17 protein-coding genes and 3 pseudogenes are annotated in these 21,046 nt (G+C 64.6%); 13 read left to right on the top strand and 7 right to left on the bottom strand.

What is annotated here, in order from left to right; genetic code table 11:
* Positions 1–119: 119 nt before the first annotated feature.
* Positions 120–1,071, bottom strand: a pseudogene (locus AUC70_RS03750) (acetyl-CoA carboxylase carboxyltransferase subunit alpha).
* A 172-nt stretch (positions 1,072–1,243) separates the two neighbouring features.
* Positions 1,244–2,221 carry a site-specific tyrosine recombinase XerD gene (gene xerD / locus AUC70_RS03745; RefSeq protein WP_083241226.1) on the bottom strand — a complete coding sequence of 326 codons (978 nt, stop codon included), beginning with the start codon at positions 2,219–2,221 and terminating at the stop codon, positions 1,244–1,246.
* Positions 2,222–2,671: 450 nt separating this feature from the next.
* Between xerD and AUC70_RS03735 the strand changes: the two genes are divergently transcribed.
* The 3 genes and pseudogenes from AUC70_RS03735 (at position 2,672) to AUC70_RS03725 (ending at position 5,779) form a co-directional block, all read left to right on the top strand.
* A complete protein-coding gene (locus AUC70_RS03735) occupies positions 2,672–3,286 on the top strand; it encodes a shikimate kinase (protein ID WP_069443664.1) in 615 nt (204 codons plus the stop codon).
* 6 nt (positions 3,287–3,292) lie between these two features.
* Positions 3,293–4,460: pseudogene (gene aroB / locus AUC70_RS03730) on the top strand (3-dehydroquinate synthase).
* Positions 4,457–5,779 carry an HlyC/CorC family transporter gene (locus AUC70_RS03725; RefSeq protein ID WP_069443663.1) on the top strand — a complete coding sequence of 441 codons (1,323 nt, stop codon included), beginning with the start codon at positions 4,457–4,459 and terminating at the stop codon, positions 5,777–5,779. Before aroB ends, AUC70_RS03725 begins: the two are co-directional and overlap by 4 nt.
* A 6-nt stretch (positions 5,780–5,785) precedes the next feature.
* On the opposite strand, the gene AUC70_RS03720 is transcribed toward AUC70_RS03725, so the two are convergent.
* A complete protein-coding gene (locus AUC70_RS03720; protein WP_069443662.1) occupies positions 5,786–6,070 on the bottom strand; it encodes a BolA family protein in 285 nt (94 codons plus the stop codon).
* A gap of 179 nt (positions 6,071–6,249) precedes the next feature.
* On the opposite strand from AUC70_RS03720, the gene AUC70_RS03715 reads away from it, so the two are divergent.
* The 4 genes from AUC70_RS03715 (at position 6,250) to AUC70_RS03700 (ending at position 10,958) form a co-directional block, all read left to right on the top strand.
* Entirely contained in the window at positions 6,250–6,873 is a 624-nt protein-coding gene (locus AUC70_RS03715) for a J domain-containing protein (RefSeq protein ID WP_069443661.1), read from the top strand.
* 103 nt (positions 6,874–6,976) lie between these two features.
* Positions 6,977–7,966 (top strand): cobaltochelatase subunit CobS, encoded by a 990-nt coding sequence (gene cobS, locus AUC70_RS03710; protein WP_069443660.1) that lies wholly within the window; start codon positions 6,977–6,979, stop codon positions 7,964–7,966.
* 49 nt (positions 7,967–8,015) lie between these two features.
* Positions 8,016–9,911 carry a cobaltochelatase subunit CobT gene (gene cobT, locus AUC70_RS03705; protein ID WP_069443659.1) on the top strand — a complete coding sequence of 632 codons (1,896 nt, stop codon included), beginning with the start codon at positions 8,016–8,018 and terminating at the stop codon, positions 9,909–9,911.
* Entirely contained in the window at positions 9,912–10,958 is a 1,047-nt protein-coding gene (locus AUC70_RS03700; RefSeq protein WP_069443658.1) for an esterase-like activity of phytase family protein, read from the top strand.
* Between the two features lie 34 nt (positions 10,959–10,992).
* Here the strand turns inward: AUC70_RS03700 and rpmB are convergent, their stop codons facing one another.
* The gene (gene rpmB, locus AUC70_RS03695; protein ID WP_069443657.1) at positions 10,993–11,301 is read right to left on the bottom strand and encodes a 50S ribosomal protein L28; all 309 of its coding nucleotides are present in this window, start codon (positions 11,299–11,301) and stop codon (positions 10,993–10,995) included.
* A gap of 241 nt (positions 11,302–11,542) precedes the next feature.
* On the opposite strand from rpmB, the gene AUC70_RS03690 reads away from it, so the two are divergent.
* The 3 genes from AUC70_RS03690 (at position 11,543) to AUC70_RS17780 (ending at position 16,685) form a co-directional block, all read left to right on the top strand.
* The gene (locus tag AUC70_RS03690; RefSeq protein WP_083241225.1) at positions 11,543–12,640 is read left to right on the top strand and encodes a DUF3108 domain-containing protein; all 1,098 of its coding nucleotides are present in this window, start codon (positions 11,543–11,545) and stop codon (positions 12,638–12,640) included.
* 589 nt (positions 12,641–13,229) lie between these two features.
* Entirely contained in the window at positions 13,230–14,435 is a 1,206-nt protein-coding gene (locus AUC70_RS03685; RefSeq protein WP_069443655.1) for a hypothetical protein, read from the top strand.
* Positions 14,436–14,882: 447 nt separating this feature from the next.
* On the top strand, positions 14,883–16,685 hold the full coding sequence (locus AUC70_RS17780) for a helicase-related protein (protein ID WP_244505481.1): 1,803 nt from the start codon (positions 14,883–14,885) through the stop codon (positions 16,683–16,685).
* 472 nt (positions 16,686–17,157) lie between these two features.
* Here AUC70_RS17780 and AUC70_RS17775 read toward each other — a convergent pair whose 3' ends face one another.
* Together AUC70_RS17775 and AUC70_RS17770 are read right to left on the bottom strand one after the other, a co-directional pair.
* Positions 17,158–17,484: a hypothetical protein gene (locus AUC70_RS17775; RefSeq protein ID WP_244505480.1), complete on the bottom strand. Its 327-nt coding sequence runs from the start codon at positions 17,482–17,484 to the stop codon at positions 17,158–17,160.
* 94 nt (positions 17,485–17,578) lie between these two features.
* Entirely contained in the window at positions 17,579–17,896 is a 318-nt protein-coding gene (locus AUC70_RS17770) for a hypothetical protein (protein WP_244505479.1), read from the bottom strand.
* A gap of 214 nt (positions 17,897–18,110) precedes the next feature.
* Between AUC70_RS17770 and AUC70_RS03675 the strand changes: the two genes are divergently transcribed.
* The 3 genes and pseudogenes from AUC70_RS03675 (at position 18,111) to AUC70_RS03665 (ending at position 19,998) form a co-directional block, all read left to right on the top strand.
* Complete coding sequence (locus AUC70_RS03675) at positions 18,111–18,476, top strand: RNA-binding S4 domain-containing protein (protein WP_069443654.1); 366 nt, start codon at positions 18,111–18,113, stop codon at positions 18,474–18,476.
* Between the two features lie 224 nt (positions 18,477–18,700).
* Positions 18,701–19,038, top strand: a pseudogene (fdxA, locus tag AUC70_RS03670) (ferredoxin FdxA).
* 264 nt (positions 19,039–19,302) lie between these two features.
* A complete protein-coding gene (locus AUC70_RS03665) occupies positions 19,303–19,998 on the top strand; it encodes a CarD family transcriptional regulator (protein WP_371515046.1) in 696 nt (231 codons plus the stop codon).
* A gap of 94 nt (positions 19,999–20,092) precedes the next feature.
* On the opposite strand, the gene AUC70_RS03660 is transcribed toward AUC70_RS03665, so the two are convergent.
* Positions 20,093–20,929, bottom strand: coding sequence for a thermonuclease family protein (locus AUC70_RS03660; protein WP_069443652.1), 837 nt, complete (start codon positions 20,927–20,929; stop codon positions 20,093–20,095).
* Between the last annotated feature and the right edge of the window lie 117 nt (positions 20,930–21,046).

Genomic DNA, 21,046 nt, shown 5'->3' with positions numbered 1-21,046 from the left:
CTAGACTATAGGATTTTCGCGCGCCAGTTGGACCAAAAAGAGACTTGGAGGGTCAGATGCATCTTCGCAGACGTAGCGTCGCGGCCCTTACGCTTCACTGCCCTTAGGACTCGCGCCCCCTAAGCTTCACGCCCCATGGCCATGAATTTTTCGCGCCGCTCTTTCCTGATCTGGTCGGGCGTGTAGTCGTCGAACCAGGCAATCGCGTTCACGATGACATCGCCAGCCGCCCGCAGGACGGCCTCCGGGTCGCGATGCGCCCCACCCACGGGTTCCGGGATGATCCCGTCGACAATGCCGAAATTCTTCAGGTCCTGAGCGGTGATCTTCATGTTGGTGGCCGCGTCCTGGGCTCGCGCGGAATCCCGCCACAGGATCGACGCGGCGGCTTCGGGCGACGCCACCGTGTAGATCGAGTGCTCGAGCATGAAGATCCGGTTCGCGGTGGCGAGGGCCACGGCACCGCCGGACCCCCCCTCGCCGATGATCAGCGAAACGATGGGCACGCCAAGACGCATGCAGCACTCGGTGCTCCGGGCGATCGCCTCGGCCTGGCCGCGCTCTTCCGCGCCGATACCGGGATAGCACCGGCCGTGTCCACGAGGCTCACCACGGGCAGCGAGAACTTGTCGGCCATTTCCATCAGCCGGACGGCCTTGCGGTACCCTTCCGGGCGGCCATGCCGAAATTGTGCTTGATGCGTCCCTCTGTGTCGGACCCTTTTTCGTGGCCGATGACCATGACGGACCGGCCCGCGAGCCGGCCGATACCCCCGATAATCGCCTCATCTTCGGCAAAATAGCGGTCGCCCGCCATGGGCGTGAAATCGCGCACGAGATCCCGGACGTAATCGGTGAAATGGGGCCGCTCCGGATGGCGCGCCACCTGCGTCTTCTGCCAGGGCGTGAGCGCGGCATAGGTTTCCACGAGGGCTTCACGCGCCTTGGTTTCGAGCCGCGTCAGCTCGTCGTTGATTGGTACGGAATCGCCATCGGTCGCAAGAGCCTTCAATTCGGCGACCTTGCTTTCAAGCTCCGCGATCGGTTTTTCGAAATCGAGATAAGTACGCATGCAGCCCGGCTAAACCCGTTGGACGCCCAAACCTGTCCAAGTACAGGTCATCCTTAAGACACAAGGCGGGCATCCGTAAGACAAAAGAGAAAACAACCAAAATTCGGCTCTAAGTGGCCTCGACGCGAGGCCCTGTCAACTGGGACCCATTGGCTGCCCGGCCGCAACAAGTCTAGCGCGGCTTCGTTAACTGCGCCTTGGCCAGCGGATGGTGCTCCTCGACCAAGCGCCGCAGCCGTTCCTCGATCACATGAGTGTAGATCTGCGTCGTGGAGATATCAGCATGCCCCAGGAGCTGCTGGACGGTCCGCAAGTCGGCGCCCCGTTCCAGCAAGTGACTGGCAAAGGCATGGCGCAGCACGTGGGGCGAGACGCGCGCGGGATCGAGACCCGCTGCCAGAGCCAGGGCCTTGAGTTCCTGGCCGAAACGCTGTCGGGTCATGTGCTGGCCCCCGTCGCCGGTCGGGAATAGGAAGGGCGATGCCTTGAGCGTCGGCTCCTGCGCCAGGACGGCAAGATAGGCCGCGAGCGCTTCCCGCGCCGCATCGTTCAGCGGCACCAGGCGCTCACGCCCGCCCTTGCCCTTGATGGTCATGACGCGGTCGTCGACCGCAAGGACGTTGCGTGGGAGAGCCACGAGCTCAGAAACCCGCAAACCCGAGGCATAGAGCGTTTCCAAGAGAGCGTTGAGCCGGTAGGCGCGGCGGCGCGGAGCGCCCTCGGCGGCAGTTTGGCAGGCCTCCTTGGCCGTCCCGATCAAGGTCTCGACCTCGGCGAGAGACAGGACCTTGGGCAGTGGCCGTCCCCGGCGGGGACTGTCGATCGCGGACGTGGGATCGTCTTTCCGCACCCCCTCAGCTAGCAGGAACCGGAAAAATTGCCGGATGGCCGAGAGCTTGCGGGCCCGCGACGTCGGCGCCAGCCCGTCGGCAGACAAAACCTCGAGATAGGCCCGAACGTGATCGGCAGTGGCTGCGGCCGCATCCGTCTTTTTGGCGGCGAGAAACGCGAGGAAACCGGAGAGGTCGCGCGCATAGGCCGAGATTGTATGGGACGCCGCCCCACGCTCGGCCATGAGCATTTCCACGAACAGCGCCAGTTCCGAGGACGACGTGGGCGGCAAAGAGGGGCTCGAACGGGCCATTTTCATGCCCTCGCCACGTTTCGGCGGAGGATCGGCCGGCAGCGCCTACTGGGCGCGATGGCTTGGCGGCAGGGCAAGGGAGGGCTCCTGCGCCGTGGCGGCCGTGGGCGAAACTGGCCGCGGCTCGGCCTTGAGGCCCCGCACGGCCTTGGTGATTTCTTTCGGCTCTGGCTGAAAATACTCAGCGAGCACATAAAGGCTTCCAGCGACGACACCGGCAATCGTCCCTAAGACCGCGAGGAAACGAAACAATGTTGGCATCGGGGCGCTCGTTTTCCTAATTATCGTCCAGTTTCGAACAGGGCCGCATTATGACTCAAAACGCCGCAGCACCTTAACCCCTCGCGAATCCCATCATGGACGATTCGGCGGCGCCCTGTCAGCATGGCCCCTTTTTAGCGGCTTCCGCTCCCGACTTAAACGTCCGTCGACCCCAATGTCTTATGACTTAGTCTTATGACTCACCGTACTGCCGAACAAAATAGCGACCGCGACCGGCAACTCGCGGAAATCCGCCGCTCCTTGGGCAAGAACTCCCTCGTGCTGATCGGGCTCATGGGGGCCGGCAAGAGCGCCGTGGGCCGGCGCCTGGCGGCGTCTCTCAACCTGCCCTTCACGGACGCCGACAGCGAGATCGAGGCTGCCGCGGGTCAGAGCATCAGCGAGATTTTCACAGAGCACGGCGAGGCCTATTTCCGGACCGGCGAGCGGAAAGTGATCGCGCGGCTCTTGGAAAACGGTCCCCAGGTACTGGCGACGGGAGGCGGAGCCTATATGGATCCCGACACCCGAACCGCGATCAAAGAGCACGGGATTTCGATCTGGCTCAAAGCAAACTTGCGCGTCCTGATGAAACGTGTCGGACGCCGCGACAACAGACCCTTGCTGCAGGTGGACAATCCCGAGACCGTGATGAAAAGACTGATGGCCGAGCGGAACCCTGTCTACGCGCAGGCGGACATCACCGTGGAGAGCAAGGAAGCCCCCCACGACGTCATGGTGGGCAGTATTATCGACGCGCTTTCGGCCCGGCTCGCTCAAGAGACCGGCGATCCGGCGAAGGCGCAATAAGGCGCAATGAGGAACGGAAGTATTTTGGTGCAGACGCAGACAGCCCACGGAACGAACAACGGCGAGACGGAGATCCTGGTCGCGCTGACCGCGCGCGGCTACCCGATCGTTATCGGCGAGGCCCTCACCGCCGGCGCCGGCCAGCGCTTGAAGGCACTGCTTCCGGGCGCGCGCTTTGCCGTGGTGAGCGACGCCAACGTGGCCGCGCTGCATCTTGCCCCGCTCAAGGCCGGGCTCGAAGAGGAAGGCCTGTTCCTCGGCTCGGCGGTCGTCGCACCCGGCGAATCCAGCAAGAGTTTTCCCGTGCTCGCCAAGCTCAGCGAGACGCTTCTCGAACTCGGCGTCGAGCGGGGCGATTGTGTCGTCGCGCTGGGCGGCGGCGTCGTTGGCGACCTCGCGGGCTTTGCCGCGTCGATCCTGCGGCGCGCGTCCGGGTCGTGCAGATGCCGACAACGCTGCTGGCCCAGGTCGATTCCGCGATCGGCGGCAAGACGGGCATCGACACGAAACAGGGCAAGAACCTGATCGGCACGTTTCATCAGCCGAGCCTCGTCCTGTCGGACATCTCCGTTCTCTCGACGCTGAGCGACCGGGAGTTCCGCGCGGGCTATGCGGAGGTCGCCAAATACGGCCTTCTCGGCGATGCGCCATTCTTCACCTGGCTCGAAGAGAACTGGCGGGACATTTTCGCCGGCGACACGGCCAAGCGCCGCCACGCGGTGGAGACCAGCGCCCGCGCCAAGGCCGCCATCGTCATGGAAGACGAGCTCGAGACCAGCGGCAAACGCGCCCTTCTCAATCTCGGCCACACCTTCGGTCACGCGCTGGAGGCCTTCGCCGGCTATTCTGATCGCTTGCTCCACGGCGAGGCGATTTCCATCGGCATGCGGCAGGCCTTCTCATACTCGGTCGAGCGCGGCCTGTGCGCCGCCGACGATGCGGCCCGCGCGAAGCTCATTTCAAGGCCGTCGGCCTGCCGACGGAAGTTTCCGCCATTCCCGGCGACAAGCCGACGCCCGGTGAGATGCTGCGGCTCATGGCCCAAGACAAGAAGGTCAAGGGCGGCAAGATGGTCCTCGTACTGACGCGCGGCATCGGCGAAGCATTCGTCGAGGACGACGTTTCCATGGCCGAGTTGACGGACTTCCTTAAGCGGGAGTGCGCACCCCAATGACGCTGGCTCTGGGACTGACGCTTGGCGCGATTGTCGGCCTTCTGATCGTCTCGGCCTTCTTTTCCGGCTCGGAGACGGCCCTGACGGCGGCGAGCCGGGCGCGCATGCATGCGCTGGAGGAAGACGGAAGCGCCCGGGCAGGCCTCGTGAACCGCCTGCTCGACTCGCGCGAGCGCCTGATCGGGGCACTGCTGCTCGGGAACAATCTCGTCAACATCGCCGCTTCCGCGCTGACCACGAGCCTCTTCCTGTCCGTTTTCGGGGAGGCCGGCGTCGCCTATGCTACGCTCGTCATGACGGCGCTCGTGGTGGTCTTCGCCGAGGTCTTGCCGAAGACCTACGCCATCCTGAACGCGGACAAGATGGCTCTTGCCGTCGCCCCCGCCCTGAAGGTTCTTGTCGCCCTGCTTGCCCCGGTGACGGCCGCGCTGCAGTTTCTCGTCCGCCACACACTGCGCCTATTCGGGACGGACATTGACGACGAGACGGACGTCCTGTCGGCTCATGAGGAGATCCGCGGCGCGATCGAGCTGCATCACAAGGAAGGCGGCGTGGTGAAGGGCGACCGCGACATGCTGGGCGGTGTGCTCGACCTGCGGGATCTCGACGTGTCCGACATCATGGTGCACCGGACCAAGATGGAAGCCATCGACGCGGACCTGCCGCCTGAGGAGATCATCGATCAGGCGCTGCAGAGTTCCCACACCCGCCTGCCGCTGTGGAAGGGCGAGCGCGAGGAGATCGTCGGCATTCTGCATGCGCGAGTCCTGTTCAAGGCTTTGCGCGACGTCGACGGCGACAGCAGCAAGATCGACGTGATGGCGCTGGCGACCCCGCCCTGGTTCGTACCCGACACGACGACGCTGAAAGCCCAGCTGGCGGCCTTCCTGAAACGGAAGGCTCATTTCGCGATCGTCGTGGACGAGTACGGCGAGGTCATGGGCCTGCTCACGCTGGAAGACATCATCGAAGAGATCGTCGGCGACATCACCGACGAGACCGATGTGGCCGCCACGGACGCACAGCCGCAAGCCGACGGTTCGCTCATCGTCGAGGGCCTGGTGCCGATCCGCGATGTGAACCGGCTCATGGATTGGGACCTGCCGGACGAGGAAGCAACCACCGTAGCCGGCCTCGTCATCCACGAGGCGCAGGCCATCCCCAATCCGGGACAGACATTCAACTTCCACGGTTTCCGTTTCGAGGTGCTCCGCCGGCACCGCAACCGCATCACGCGCCTGCGCGTGGTGCCGCCGGACGAAGACGCCGACGAGGCGGAGGCGAAGGACGCCAAGCCGCCGGCAAACTCCGCGTCTTAGGGGTCGTTAGGCCGGCTGCTTCGCCGCATCCTCCGGCGTCAGCGCGGTCACGGCCAGCGCGTGGATCTTGCCCGACAGCTCATCCGCCAGGACCGCATTGACCATGCGGTGGCGCTCCAGCCGCGACTTGCCCGCGAAAGCCGGCGACACCACGATAACGGAGAAATGGCTTTCGCCCGTGCCGGGCGAGCCGGCATGGTGGGCATGGTGGTGGGAGTCATTGACGACCTGCAGCGCTTCGGGCGAGAAGGCCGCGGTCAGCTTTTCCTTGATGGTTTGTTCGACACTCATTCGGCTCGGCACTCTTAATCGCACGGAAGCAATCCCATGGGAGGATCGCTTCGGAGGACGGGGACACGCGGCTCGCCGCCATGCGGCGAACGCATCAGCTTAATCGGACAGAGTACCGCCATTGTCATCGTCGAGCCATCCTTGTTGTGCCCAATAACGATTCCCATAATGCCGATCACATGAAACTCGATTCAAAAATATTCGACCACCTGAGGGTCAAGCCCGACGAGGATCGCTTGCTGCGCGACTCATCGCCCAAATGCGAGTGGGAGGGGTGCAACAATCCCGGACTCTATCCGGCGCCGAAGGGGCGCGGGATGGAGGGGAAGTATCACCGCTTCTGTCTCGACCACGTGCGCGAATACAACAAGGGCTACAACTATTTTTCCGGCGTGCCCGACGAAGAAGTGGTGGCGCAGCAAAAATCCGACCAGATCGGCGACCGGCCCACCTGGTTCGTCGGCGTCAACGCGTACGGCAAGAGCAAGGGGCGCGGCCGAGGCGCGCGCGGCGGCTATGGCTACCGTTTCGAGACCAAGGACCCATTCAGCCTGTTCGGCGAGAAGGGCCCCGCGGGCGAAGCCCCCGGCAAGGTCAAGCGCCCGCTGAAACGCCTCGAGCGCAAGGCGCTCCGCCAGCTCAACCTGGAAGACGACGCCACCAAGCAAGACATCAAAACGCGGTTCAAGGAGCTCGTGAAACGGCTTCACCCGGACCACAACAACGGCGACCGGTCTTCCGAGGACAAGTTGCGTGAAGTCATCCAAGCCTATAACTATCTAAGGCAAGCGGGGCTCGCATAGCCTGCGCCGCCACACTCCCGCGAAATCGCCATTTTGCAGGGGTCTCGGCGCCGTCCCAGTGACGCGATGCGCGCCCATCACCGATAAAGGTTCATCATCGACCATGACTCTTGAAACAGCGACGAACGACGCCGGTCTCCCGGATATGTCCGTCTCCGTACGACAAGTTTTCGGCATCGATAGCGATCTCGAAGTGCCGGCCTACTCCCAGCCGGACGAGCACGTCCCGGACGTCGACCCGGACTATCTTTTCAATCGCGACGTGACCCTCGCGATTCTTGCGGGGTTCAAACACAACCGGCGCGTCATGATCCAGGGCTATCACGGCACGGGCAAATCGACGCATATCGAGCAGGTGGCCGCGCGGCTCAACTGGCCGTGCATCCGCGTCAACCTCGACAGCCATGTGAGCCGGATCGATCTCGTGGGCAAGGACGCGATCGTCATCAAGGACGGTCAGCAGGTCACGGAGTTCCGCGAGGGCATCCTGCCCTACGCGCTGCAGACCAACACGGCGCTTTGCTTCGACGAATACGACGCGGGGCGCCCCGACGTGATGTTCGTGATCCAGCGCGTGCTGGAAGTGTCGGGCAAGCTGACGCTGCTCGACCAGTCGAAGGTCATCCGGCCGCATCCAGCCTTCCGCCTGTTCGCGACCACCAACACGATCGGCCTCGGCGACACGAGCGGCCTGTATCACGGCACGCAGCAGATCAACCAAGGCCAGATGGACCGCTGGTCGATCGTCGCCACGCTCAACTACCTGCCCCATGACGACGAGGTCGAAATCGTCATGGCGAAGGTGAAATCGTACGGCAACGAAGAGGGCCGCAAGATCGTGTCGAACATGGTCCGCGTGGCCGAGCTGACCCGTAACGCCTTCATGAACGGCGACCTGTCCACGGTGATGAGCCCGCGCACGGTGATCACCTGGGCCGAGAACGCGGAGATCTTCGGCGACGTCGGCACCGCGTTCGCGCTGTCGTTCCTCAACAAGTGCGACGAGTTGGAGCGCGGTCTGATCGCCGAGTTCTATCAGCGCTGCTTCGGCGAGGATCTGCCGGACTCAACCGCCAATGTGGCGCTGAGCTAAGGCCGAGCCCCTCGGACACTTAAGCCCGCAGGACATCCAGGAACACGTCATGGCTGGACCGAAACGGAAAGAGGCGCCCCTCGATCCGTTCAAGCGCGCGGTAACGCTGGCGACGCGAGCGATCGCCGCCGATAGCGGCGTGGAGGTCGTGTTCTCGAACGAGCCGCCCGGACTTTCCGGCAAAACGGCGCGGATCCCCGAACCGCCCCGCGTACCCACGCGCGAGGAGCTGGCGGCCATTCGCGGCCATGCGGATGCCGCGGCGCTGACGGTCTCCTGCCGGGACGAAGCGCTGCACCGGCGCCTGGCCCCCTCGGGCGGCGAAGCCCGGGCCGTGTTCGAGGCCCTCGAGCAGGCCCGTGTCGAGGCCGATCGCGCGACGCGGATGGAAGGGGTTTCCCAAAATCTGGCCGCCCGCACGGAGCACGCTACGCGCGCAGCCGCATCACCGAGGGAGACCGAGCGCTCCGAAGCGCCCCTGCCCGACGCCCTCGCCCTCATGGTCCGGGAACGTCTCACGGGCGAGGCGCCGCCGGCCCGGGCGCGGCCGCTGGTCAATCTGTGGCGTCCCTGGGTCGAGGAGCGCGCCAAGACGCAGCTCGACCGGATGCAGGGCACCGTGCTCGATCAGGAAGCTTCGGTCAGCTCGCGCGCGACCTCCCGGCGCACATGGCCGACCAGCCTCGATCAGGGCGAAGAGAACGAAGAGTCGTCCGAGGACGGCGAGACGGAGCCGGATCAGACCGAGGACCAAGGGGACGCGGCCGAGGCCCAGGACGGCACCGAACTCGCACAAGAGTCCGAAGCCGAACCCGACGACGCCGCCGAAGACACGCTGGATGACCAGGAAGACGGGCCCACCGACCAGCTGGACGACGACGCGGAATCGGCAGATCTGCCGCGCCGCTCCGATCCCTGGCGTCCCAACTTCTCGGTTCTCGATGACCCGTCGGCGTTCGGCTACAAGGTCTTCACGGAGGCGTTCGACGAGATCGTCACGGCCGAGGACCTGTGTGACCCCGACGAACTCGACCGCCTCCGGTCGTTCCTGGACAAGCAGCTGGTCTCGCTGCAAGGCGCGGTGGCGCGGCTCGCCAACAGGCTGCAACGCCGGTTGCTGGCCCAGCAGGATCGCGGCTGGGACTTCGACCTCGAAGAAGGCACGCTCGATGCGGGACGCCTCACGCGGATCATCATCGATCCCATGCACCCGCTGACCTTCAAGCAGGAACGCGACACCGAATTCCGCGACACGGTCGTGACCTTGCTGCTCGACAATTCAGGCTCCATGCGCGGACGCCCGATCATGGTCGCGGCCTGCTGCGCCGACATTCTGGCACGCACCCTGGAGCGGTGCGGCGTGAAGGTGGAGATTTTGGGCTTCACCACACGCGCCTGGAAAGGCGGCCATGCGCGCGAAGCCTGGCTCAACGCCATGAAACCTCCCTTCCCGGGACGGCTGAACGATCTGCGGCACATCGTCTACAAGGCGGCGGACACGCCCTGGCGCCGGGCACGGCGCAATCTCGGCCTGATGATGCGCGAAGGACTGCTCAAGGAGAATATCGACGGCGAAGCGCTGGCTTGGGCGCACAAGCGCCTTTTGGCGCGGCCCGAACAGCGGCGGATCCTGATGATGATCTCGGATGGCGCGCCGGTCGACGACTCCACGCTGTCGGTCAATTCGGGCGCCTATCTCGAAAAGCACCTGCGCCAGGTGATCCATGAGATCGAGACCCGTTCCCCTATCGAACTGCTGGCCATCGGCATCGGTCACGACGTGACCCGCTACTACCGCCGCGCCGTCACCATCACGGACGCGGAGGAACTCGCCGGCGCGATGACCGACAAGCTCGCCGAACTGTTCGACGAAGACGCCGCCCTGCGCGCGCTGCAACGCGCCAACCCGAGCGCCGCTCGCGCGAAACGGAAGGTGCTGCACTAGGTGCGGCTGATCCCGGCCAAGACCACGGCGGCGCTCGCAGCGGGGCTCGCCGCCATCGCCGTCCTGTATCTCAGCGCTTCCGCATTGGTGGCGAAGCCCTCCACGCCCCTGTCGGGTCCGACGGAGACGCGCGTCTCCGTGGTCCCGATCACTTTCGATCGCGACGACCCCACGAAGACGCGGTTCGGCAAGCTGATCTATCGCGGCGGGCTCAACCTGTTCGCCCGTTCGGTGCATTTCGGCGGCTATTCGGCCATCGCGCTCGATTCCGGCCGCACCAGACTTCTGGCGCTATCAGACGCGGGCTCGTGGATGCGCGCGACCCTCGACTACGACGGGAGCCGTCTTGCGAGCCTGTCGAACGTCATGCTCGGCCCACTCCTCGACAAGGACGGCAGCCCCCTACGCTCCGAGAACCGGCAGGACGCGGAAGGCATGGCCCTTCTTTCCGGCGACACGCATGAGGGCAGCGCCCTCGTGTCGTTCGAACGGGATCACCGCATCATGCGCTATCTCTTCACGCCCGACCGTTTCGGCCCGCCGAACGGGACCATTCCGCTGCCCAAGGCAGCACGCGCCATGAACGCCAACCAAGGGCTGGAGGCGATCGCCACGATCCGGTCGGGGCGCATGGAAGGAACGGTGGTGGCGCTGCCGGAGTATCTGAGAGACCGGGCCGGCAATCTGATCGGCTGGCTCATCGGCGGGCCTTCGCCCGGGACAATCACGATCCGCCGGCTCGGGGGGTTCGACATCACGGACGCCGCCGGATTGCCCGATGGCGGATTGCTGCTTCTGGAGCGGCGCTTCCGCTACAGCGAAGGGGTCAAGATGCGCATCCGGCGGATCGCGCCGGCGGACCTCCGCCCCGGCAAGCTGATCACCGGCGAGACGCTGCTCGAGACCGACGATCTTCTGAATATCGACAATATGGAGGCGATCGCGGTCCACCGCGCGCAAGACGGCGCCACCGTCCTGACGCTCATGTCGGACGATAACTTCAGCGCTTTTCAGCGCTCGCTGATCATGCAGTTTACGCTGCCGTAGGGCGACGCGGCGAGGTCGCGGCGCGGCGAAAGCCTTAAGAGGCCGCCTGCGCCTCGGTCGCCTTCTCGCTCGCCTTGGCGATCTCGCGCTTCAGGCGGCGTGCCTTCAGCGAGAGCTCGTCGTCGCCGGCCTTGAGCAGATAGGCGTCCAGACCGCCACGGTGCTCGACCGAGCGCAGGGCGCTGGCGGAGACGGTGAGGCGGACAGCCTTCTTCAGAGTGTCGCTCTGAAGCGTGACATTGCTCAGATTCGGCAGGAAGCGGCGCCTTGTGCGGCGCTTTGCATGGCTCACATTGTTGCCGGTGAGCACGGCTTTGCCGGACAGCTCGCAGCGACGGGCCATGGTCCTTGTCCTTCTAACGAAAATCTTGTGAATACCTGTCGCAGCTCGTGACGTTTCACAAGCGCGAGGCTCAAGGCCGGGACATATACGGGGATGACCGATTTCGGTCAAGGTGCCATACGCTTTTCGGCCATTCGGAGGGTTTTCCGCCTGTGTTGGCCGAATTGACGAATCCGACTAATCCTGCTCACTGGCCAGTCAAGATATAAGGTGGCCGGGGGGCCTGGAGGGACTGCGATAGATGCGGGTCGCACGACACGTCTTGAGTATTGCGGCCAGCGTTGTGGCCGTGGCCGCGCTTGTGCTGGGCATCGCCGTTTTGGCGCTGGTCGCGCTGGACGCATCTCCCCACGGCATCGCGCGGGCCGAAACCGCCCCCGAGGACCCGGCGCCTGACGCTGACTTTGGCGCGCGCGGCTCAATCCTGGACGAGGCCGAACCCTTCCCGATCGAAGGCCTCTACAACGACAAGAACAAGCCGGGGGACGAGAACGCCCCGCCGCACGATAGCGAGTTCGCGGAGCCGAACCCGGAACCCGAGCCCGCAGAACCTGAACAAAGGGCCGGCCCGGTCGACACCTCGGCGCGCTTCCAGGCCGTCTACAATGTCAGCCTCGGCCGCTTCAACCTCGGCAATTTCAGCATCTCGGGCACGGTGCAGAACGGCCAATATTCCTTGCGCGGCAACGGCACCTTCTCCGTGCTGAAGGGATGGGTGTTCAACTGGCAGGGACGGCTCCACGGCTCCGGCGAGGCCACCACGGACGGCGCGAACCCCCGCTCCTACTCGTTCAGCCAGAGCGACGGCAAGTACCAGGAGCGCCTCAGCATCGACTTCGGAGACGGCTACGTGCAGTCGGTGAAGATCTGGCCGAAGCCCCGCCCCTATCCCGGCGAGATCAAGGTCACGAAGGAACAGGTTCAGCGCGTGGTGGACCCGCTCTCAGGCGCGTTTCTGACCGCGCGCTCCAACGACACCCGCGCCAATCTCAGCGTCTGCAACCAGGTGATCCCCGTTTTCGACGGGCGCTCCCGTTACGATCTTGTCCTCAAGCCGAAGAAGCGCGTGATGGTGCAGAACCGGGGCAAGGGCAACTACTCCGGGCCCGCCGCGGTGTGCCAGGTGAAGTTCGTGCCGATCTCCGGCTATCCGCGCGGCGACCCGGGGATCGAGGAACTGCGCCAGGCGGGCGGCATCGAAGCCTGGCTCGTCCCCTTGCGGGGCACGGGCATGTACGTGCCCTACCAGATCACGATCCCGGCGTTCGGCGGCTACACCGCCGTGGCGGTGGCCACGTCCATGCGCGTGGGCCGCGCCGGCCGCGCCGAGGCTCGTTGAGCCACTTCGTGGCCCGTTCGGAACGGCGTGGTTAACGCGCGACCCCAAAACCACAACATGTCGTAGGGAACGGCCCGCGAAGATTTACGAACCCCTGATTCGTCGCCGCTCTGTTCACGGTGTGAGCTTGCGCCGACGGCGCCCCGCTCGAGTGCCAAGACAAGATGTAGCCCGCGTCATGCCCGCGCACGCGGGCATCCAGTACTCACCGCCCGTCATGATCCGGCAGGGCAGTGGTTACTGGATCGCCCGGTCAAGCCGGGCGATGACACGCCAAGAGCGGTGGCGGATGCCTCACGCAGCCCCGTGGTTAACGCCAGACCCCAAAACCACAACATGTCGTAGGGAACGGCCCGCGAAAATTTACGAACCCCTGATTCGTCGCCGCTCTGTTCACGGTGTGAGCTTGCGCGAACGCTGCATCGCGATCGCGTGACGACAATATCTAGTCCACATCGTGATCCGGACGGGCATAGGGGCATCCATCCCGTCGGCGAAGGCAAGCCGTGGGGCGTGCTAAGATGAGTGCACAACTTGAAGGGGTTTGCGGGCGATGTCGGCAAATTGGTTTGAGGCTAGGCGCCGAACATTGGCCAACATTTTTGCCGGGCGCTTCCGCAAAATGCTGCTGGCCGCGTGGGTTGTCATCGGAACGTGGGACACGATGGTCGCCCAATTTCTTCCTCGCTCGTGGGCGGTGAAGATGCCGAACGTCTACGAAATACTTGCCAAGACAAGTGGCTTTTTTGATTGGTGGGTCTGGTTGGTCGTCGGCGCTGTGATGACTACGATATTCAGTATTGAGTACGCACACCGGCGCAACGGTGTTCCAGTCAGCTCTCCCTCCTCGGAGAAGAACGGAATGTCTGCACCCATCATAGGCATGGTGATCTTTGGACTAGGCTTCTTAGGGTGCCTTGTTTGGTGGATTTCCTCTGGGGAGCACCCTGAAGACAACCGGGTCGAAGCGGACCCGCTTCGTTGGTCATTCTTGGCTGACACACCAGGTGCCAAGAACTTTTTGATGGGGAAGACGACCGACTACGGGGTCGAGATCAGAGGCTTTCAAGCCTATGGCAAGAACGCCACTGGCGAGTACCTGGGCGGCCTAAAAGGAGAGGTCCGGTCGGCCCGCAACGGCAAGGTCTACCCGCTGCTGCTACATGAAGATAACGATTTGGTCCCACTTGAAGGTCGCGGAATTCCAGACGGCAACCAATTCGGCGTAAGAACGCTCTTCTTTGGAGGGAACGGGATTCCTGTAGTCCAATTCCTCTCCGAATTTGGCGCACTGACATTCATTATCGAGTACGGCGGCAAGACCTTTACGCATCGGTTCACTGAAGAGGAGGTCTGGAAGCAGGCGGAATGGCTCGATGAAGAGCTGAAGCCCAAGCCGAAGCGTTCTAACTACGGGCCCTCACGAGAAGGCTCAAACAGTTATGCCACGCAACTGCGTCACGCTGCGATTGGTTACCGTGATGGGATAGTGGTTGGTCGGCTGAAGGCCACCATCGACAGGTGCGCTGCTCGCCAGTGGGACCGGCTGGTGACGATAATGCCTGAGCAACGTCTGCATTCCGACGACCTCATGAACGCAGACAAATCCAAGCTGTCCCCGCGACAGGTTGAATTGGTCACGGCCTATCAGTTGCGAGAGGCCGAGCTAGAGAATTACGTGAAGGCGGTCGAAGATGGACGCTACAGCGGTGTCCAGGCCGCAAAGAGTTTCCGACACAGAGTCCAACAACTTTCCAGCCGACTTGATCAGTTGATTGAGGACTGGAACAGCTAAAGGCGCACGGCAACGACGAACTAAAGGCAGTTGGGGGCCTGTTCAACCGCCTCCTAGAGGCAAAGGCTCCAGTCGGTCGGTCTGAATGGACCCTCGGGACAAGCCCGGGGGTGACGGCCAGAGACGCGCAACCGCCCTTGGTTAACGCTGCACCCCAAAACCACAACATGTCGTAGGGAACGGCGCGCGAAAATTTACGATCCCCTGATTCGCCCCTGCTCTGTTCCCGTTGCGACCCGGCGCGAGGGAAACCCAGGCGAGAAAAGAAAACTACATATAGCGCGCGGGCCCAAGGCCGCTTACATGTGAGCGGGGGGCCGCACACCTGCGTCGTTGTTCCGTTTTGGAACGGAACATAAGTCGAATACGCTGGAGTCAGCGATTCGGACGGGATTCGTTCTCCCCCCGTTCGCGGCTGACACCGGATCGCCTTAAGAATTTCTCCGTATGTCCAAAGCCTTATCCACGCAATCCACAGGCCGCCCGGCCACGGGTGCGCCAACGACCGGGGCTCACGGCCCGCCCAATCGCGGGCGCGGCGTGACCGCCGTCCTCGGTCCGACCAACACGGGCAAAACCCATCTCGCCATCGAGCGCATGCTCGCCCACGAGGTCGGGGTCATCGGACTGCCGCTCAGGCTGCTCGCCCGCGAGGTCTACGAGAAGGTCGTCGCCAAGGCTGGCGCCGGCCAGGTCGCCCTCATCACCGGCGAAGAGAAGATCAAGCCGCCCCGCGCCCGCTTCTATGTGTGCACGGTGGAAGCCATGCCGCGCGAGCTCGAGGCCGACTTCGTCGCCATCGACGAGATTCAGCTCGCCGCCGACGGCGAGCGCGGCCACGTCTTCACCAATCGCCTGTTCCATGCGCGCGGCACGTCCGAGACCTTGCTGCTCGGCGCGGCGACCATGCGCGATGCCATCCGCGAGCTGCTGCCCGGCGCCAACCTCGTCTCTCGGCCGCGCCTGTCGAGCCTCACTTACGCGGGCGAGAAGAAGATCACGCGGCTGCCCCGCCGTTCCGCCATCGTCGCCTTCTCGGCCAACGACGTGTACGCCATCGCCGAACTCGTGCGGCGCCAGCGCGGTGGTGCGGCCGTCGTCCTCGGTGCCCTCTCCCCGCGCACCCGCAACGCGCAGGTCGCGCTCTATCAGAACGGCGACGTGGACTATCTGGTGGCCACCGACGCCATCGGCATGGGGCTCAACCTCGATCTCGATCATGTCGCCTTCGCGGGCGTGCGGAAATTCGACGGCCATACCCACCGCAACCTGACCCCGTCGGAGATCGGACAGATCGCCGGCCGCGCCGGACGCCATATGAACGACGGCACGTTCGGGGTCACGGGGCAGGCGCAGCCGTTCGACGCTGAATTGATCGAGCGGCTGGAGACTCATAGCTTCGACCAGGTGGGCGTCCTGCAATGGCGCAGCCGCACGCTGGACATGGCCTCCATCGAGGCCCTCAAAGAGAGCCTGCGCGAAATGCCCATCCACCCGCGCCTTACCCGGTCGCGCATGGTGGACGACGTGATTGCGCTGGAGAACGTCACGCGCGACGAGGCCGTGTGCGACATGGCCAAGTCGCCGGCGGCGGTCGGCTTGCTCTGGGACATGTGCCAAATTCCCGACTACCAGCGCGTCTCACCGGCGGACCATGCGGACCTGGTCGGGGCGCTGTTCGGCTTCGTCATGAGCGACGAAGGCAAGATCCCCGAGGACTGGTTCGCCCGCCAGGTGGCGCAGGCGGACCGGACCGAAGGCGACATCGACACACTTTCCAACCGCCTTGCGCAAATTCGTACCTGGACATTTGTGTCCCACCGCGCTCAATGGCTGCACGATCCGGAGCACTGGCAAGAGCGCACCCGATCGATTGAGGACAAATTGTCCGACGCGCTTCACGAACGCCTGACACAACGTTTCGTCGACCGGCGAACCAGCGTGCTCATGCGGCGGCTGCGCGACAAGGAGGAGATGATGGCCGAGATCGGCGACGACGGACAGATCCTGGTCGAAAACCATTTCGTGGGCCGGCTCGACGGATTCCGATTTACACCGGATGCGGCGGGCGAGGGCATTCACGGGAAAGCCGCGCGCAACGCCGCCACGCAGATCCTGGCGAGCGAGCTTGCGCAGCGGGCCGACGCGTTGGGCTCGGCGGCGACGATGCGATCACGCTGTCGGGCAATGGCCGCATCCTGTGGCAGAGCTGCGAGATCGGCCGGCTGGTGGCGGGCGACACGGCCCTGAAACCGCGCATCGAAGTGTTCGCCGACGAGAATTTGAGCGCGCCCGACCGGGAACGGGTCGCCGCGCGCCTGGATGCCTGGCTGACGGCGCACCTCGACGCCAAGCTCAAGCCGCTGATGGATCTCAGCCGCGCGGAGGACCTGACCGGGCTCGCGCGCGGCCTCGCCTTTCGTCTCACGGAGAATCTCGGCGTTCTCCGCCGCGAAGGAGCCGCCGACGACATCAAGGCGCTGGACCAGTCCGACCGCGGACAGTTGCGCAAATACGGCGTGCGGTTCGGAGCCTTCAATCTGTATTTCCCCGCGCTTCTGAAGCCTGCGGCCGCGGAACTGCTGTTGCAGCTCTGGGCGCTCCACGGTGGCGCCGAGTACGGCATCGATATCGACGCCATGCCGGAGCGGCCGCAACAGGGCCTCACATCCGTCCCGGCGAACGGCGCCCTGCCCGAACCCTATTGGCGCGCGGCGGGTTTTCACGTGGCGGGAAGCCGCGCGGTGCGGATCGACATGCTCGAGCGCCTGTCGGACCTGATCCGCGCCCGCGTCACCTGGCGCCCCGCGGAGAAGGTCGAGACGCCCGAACCGGCGGCGGCGACCGAAGCGGAACCTGCGGCAGAAACCTCGGAGACCGGGGCGGCACCAACGGAGGTGTCGGCCACCGAAACGGAAGGCGCACCTGCCGAGGCCGCCCCAACGCCGCAAGCCGCACCGGCAGCAAAGGCCAAGCCCGAGGCGCCACAACCGCCGTCCGGCGCGACGGGCGATGGTGGTTTCCGGGTCGTGCCGGAACTCATGTCCATGGTCGGTTGCTCCGGCGAGGAATTCGCCTCGATCCTGCGCGGTCTTGGCTTCCGTCTCGAGCGGCGGAAGATCGAAGTGCCGACCGAGCCGCAACTAAAAGCAGCGCCGTCCGAGGACGCGCCGGCCGCTTCCGAACCGGATGCCGCGACCGGCGAGGCCTCGGTTCAAGAGCCTCCCGCCCAAGATGCCCCGGCCCAAGACGCTCCGGCGCAAGACGAGCATGCTGGCGCAGCCACTGCCCCAGCGGAGCCCGAACCCGTCTTCGACGAGATCTGGCGCCCGGCGAAACGCCGGCATCAGCAAGGTCATCACCAGCGCGGCAAGGGCCGCCATGGGGGCCGGGCCGACGGCAAGCAGGCCAGCGACGGCGCGGAACGTCCGCATCGTCAACGCGGCCAACAGGGCGATCACCAAGCAAGCCCAATAAGAAGAGTCGCCAACACGGAAAACCGCCCCGCAAAGGCGGCAAGGGCGATCGCTTCGGCGGCCAAGGCAAGAGCAAGGAATGGAGCTCGTCGCCCAAACGAGAACAGGCGGCTGAGAACTCGCCCTTCGCCGCCCTCAAGGATTTGCGCGACAGCCTGGCGGCACGCGGCCGCTCGGGCCGGAGCTAGGACGCGGCCGCGTGACGGGCCAGCGCCTCGACAAATGGCTCTGGTGCGCGCGGGCCGTGAAGACACGCTCGGCAGCGACGCGTCTCATCGCGGACGGCAAAGTCCGGATCAACGGCGAACGGGTGCGGAAACCCAGCCGGATCGTGCAACTCGGCGACGTCATCACGGCAACACCGCCCGGACGGCTCGTGGTCTGGCGCGTCCTCGATGCCGCCGACCGGCGCGGCCCGGCACCCCTGGCCCGGACCCTCTACGAGGATCTGACCCCGCCGATCGACGAGACCGAAGGCGGGCCTGCCCGCGAGGCCCGCGTGGGCGCGCGGCCCACCAAGCGGGACCGCCGGCGCATCGACACGCTCCGGGCGTTTTGGAGCTAGAAACGGCTCCCGCGCACGCGCGGTCGCGGGCTGCAGAAATTCAGCCTCAACGAGCGGCAGAAAGCCGCAAATCCATCCTAAAAATTGGGGTTTCCCAGCAGGTGCCACGCCTTGTGCTGCCGACGCTATTGCTATAGGCAGGGCTCCTTCTCCCCGGGCTTTGCTGAGAGCCCGTACTGGGCTCAAGCAACCGGGCTGGGACAGCCCTATGGCATGTGGAATCGATGACATACGTCGTCACTGAATTATGCATTAAGTGCAAGTACACCGACTGTGTCGAGGTGTGCCCCGTGGACTGCTTCTACGAGGGCGAGAATATGCTGGTCATTCATCCGGACGAGTGCATCGACTGTGGTGTTTGCGAGCCGGAGTGCCCGGCCGACGCCATCAAGCCGGACACGGAGCCGGATCTCGACAAATGGCTCGATGTGAACCGGGACTATTCGGAGAGCTGGCCGAACATCACCACCAAGAAGCCCGCGCCGCCGACGCCGACAACTTTCTGACCGAGCCCAACAAGTTCGAGAAGTACTTCTCCGTGGAGCCTGGCGAGGGCGACTAGGGCAGGAGCGCCCCACGCGGACGCAGCCCGAAAAAGCGGCCTCGCGTTAACCTTTCGGTCAAAATGCCACAGTCACTGCCTTGAAATTGGCCATGCCGCCGGAGCCGGCGACTTCCGATTTGGCGTTTTTTGTGATATGGTGAGTTCGAAATGGCGCAAACTGTCGGCGCGTGAGGCACCAAGAGAGGCGAGCCGGTTGGGCGCGCTTTTTTTCTGAGCTTCCAAGGAGTTGAGCGATCGGGCCCCCTGATCGAACGCTTCTTTATTGTCAGCGAGACCGCCCCCACCGGGCGACGCCAGCGACCCCGTCGCTGGCCGAAATCGACGCAGACAAGCTCAAGCGCCTTGGTTCCGACGCGCCCCACGACTTTCAAACAGCGAGGCGAGCATATGGCGGAAAAGAAGAGACCCCAGCAGCGGAACGGTTTTCGGACGAACGAATACATCGTGTATCCGGCCCATGGCGTGGGCCGCATCACGTCCATTGAAGAGCAAGAGATCGCCGGCGCGAAGCTCGAGCTGTTCGTGATCAGCTTCGACAAGGACAAGATGACCCTTCGGGTGCCGACCACGAAGCTCGAAAGCGTCGGCATGCGCAAGCTTTCCGAAGACAAGATCGTCAAGAAGGCCCTGACCACGCTGAAGGGCAAGGCCCGCGTGAAGCGCACCATGTGGTCGCGCCGCGCCCAGGAATATGAAGCCAAGATCAACTCCGGCGATCTGATTTCCATCGCCGAGGTGGTCCGCGACCTGTACCGGTCCGAGGCTCAGCCGGAGCAGTCCTACTCCGAGCGTCAGCTCTATGAAGCTGCGCTCGACCGTATGGCGCGCGAACTGGCCGCCGTCGAGAAGCTGGACGAGGAAAGCGCCGTCGCCAAGATCGACGACATCCTCGCGAAGTCGGCGCGCACGATCAAGGCCGCCGCGGAGGCCGCGGAGGCCGGGAAAGCCGCCGCTTAAGGCAAGCTTCCCCTTGCCAAGATTGAGACAAGGCCGGGCCTCGCGCCCGGCCTTTTCATTTGGGGCGCCTCGTGCCCGACGCTGAAGCCAGGTTTCAGCCCGCGCCGGACGAAGTCTCCAGGGTTTCGATTTCTTCCGGATGTGAAATCTCGATCATGGGGCCGTTCCACCACTCGACCCAGCCCCGCACGCGCACGCGCCGGCCCGGCAAGCTCAACAGGTCGAGGCCCGCGGCCTCCAGAACCGGAAGCCGCTTGCGCTTGATGACCACGGTGAAATCCTCCCGCCAGTCTTCGGCGAAATTGATGTAGACGCGTGTCTTCCCCTCGCCGATGCCATGCACCTTGCCCTCGACGAGCTGGTAGGTGTGACGCCGGTAGCCGAGCGACTTGGGATCGTGCGCATCGCGGACCTGATAGGTCAGAGAACGCCAGACCCCGCGCCTTCCTTCCCGCGCCTCAGCCTCCGCGGCGAGGAGCGGCTCGAGGCAGGCGGCCATGTCGGGCTGCGCCGCCACGCGGGCGAGACCTTTCGCGACCAGTTCCTCTTGCACCCAAACCGGCTCGGCGTCGCGGGTAAGGAAGACCTGCGCCAGCAGACGCCCGTACCGGTCCTCCTGCCGCGCATCGAAATGCAGGCTGACCGAAGCGCCTTGCACCAACTGGCGAAGCGCCTGCCGAGCCTGCGCCGCGAAGGGCCACGGTTCGGACCGATCCCAGTCCACGCCGCGCGCGCCGGCGCCAGCACCCCCCAGCAGCCGCACCGCGCGGCCATCCTCGAGCTCCAGCGTCTCCCCGTCGACAACCGACGATACGGCCACCGTTTCGCCAGCCGGCAGGTCGCACGCGCCGGCTAACGCCTTGGACACCGGCGCGCCAAGAGCAAGGAGAGGAGCAAGTCCGACACTGATCGCGAGAGCCCGGATGCGCATTCATGCATTCTACGGAGGCCGCAAGCACTCGAACAGGGCACGCAAGCACCCTCAAGTTCCCCCAATGTCATCGGACGGTCGACTTTGTCGGGTTCCGGTTCGGAGAAGTGTTGCCGC

The organism is Methyloceanibacter stevinii (assembly GCF_001723355.1).
Classification (GTDB): Bacteria; Pseudomonadota; Alphaproteobacteria; order Rhizobiales; family Methyloligellaceae; genus Methyloceanibacter; species Methyloceanibacter stevinii.
This window is presented reverse-complemented; position numbering and strand designations above follow the sequence as displayed.

What these genes read in the sequence shown, in the direction of transcription:
- AUC70_RS03715 (WP_069443661.1), top strand. Translation starts at nt 6,250, where the DNA reads ATGAAACTCGATTCAAAAATATTCGACCACCTGAGGGTCAAGCCCGAC.
- AUC70_RS17775 (WP_244505480.1), bottom strand. Translation starts at nt 17,484, where the DNA reads ATGGACATGAGTTCCGGCACGACCCGGAAACCACCATCGCCCGTCGCG.
- rpmB (WP_069443657.1), bottom strand. Translation starts at nt 11,301, where the DNA reads ATGGCCCGTCGCTGCGAGCTGTCCGGCAAAGCCGTGCTCACCGGCAAC.
- AUC70_RS03735 (WP_069443664.1), top strand. Translation starts at nt 2,672, where the DNA reads ATGACTCACCGTACTGCCGAACAAAATAGCGACCGCGACCGGCAACTC.
- cobT (WP_069443659.1), top strand. Translation starts at nt 8,016, where the DNA reads ATGGCTGGACCGAAACGGAAAGAGGCGCCCCTCGATCCGTTCAAGCGC.
- AUC70_RS17780 (WP_244505481.1), top strand. Translation starts at nt 14,883, where the DNA reads ATGTCCAAAGCCTTATCCACGCAATCCACAGGCCGCCCGGCCACGGGT.
- AUC70_RS03720 (WP_069443662.1), bottom strand. Translation starts at nt 6,070, where the DNA reads ATGAGTGTCGAACAAACCATCAAGGAAAAGCTGACCGCGGCCTTCTCG.
- AUC70_RS03660 (WP_069443652.1), bottom strand. Translation starts at nt 20,929, where the DNA reads ATGCGCATCCGGGCTCTCGCGATCAGTGTCGGACTTGCTCCTCTCCTT.
- AUC70_RS03725 (WP_069443663.1), top strand. Translation starts at nt 4,457, where the DNA reads ATGACGCTGGCTCTGGGACTGACGCTTGGCGCGATTGTCGGCCTTCTG.
- xerD (WP_083241226.1), bottom strand. Translation starts at nt 2,221, where the DNA reads ATGAAAATGGCCCGTTCGAGCCCCTCTTTGCCGCCCACGTCGTCCTCG.
- AUC70_RS03690 (WP_083241225.1), top strand. Translation starts at nt 11,543, where the DNA reads ATGCGGGTCGCACGACACGTCTTGAGTATTGCGGCCAGCGTTGTGGCC.
- cobS (WP_069443660.1), top strand. Translation starts at nt 6,977, where the DNA reads ATGACTCTTGAAACAGCGACGAACGACGCCGGTCTCCCGGATATGTCC.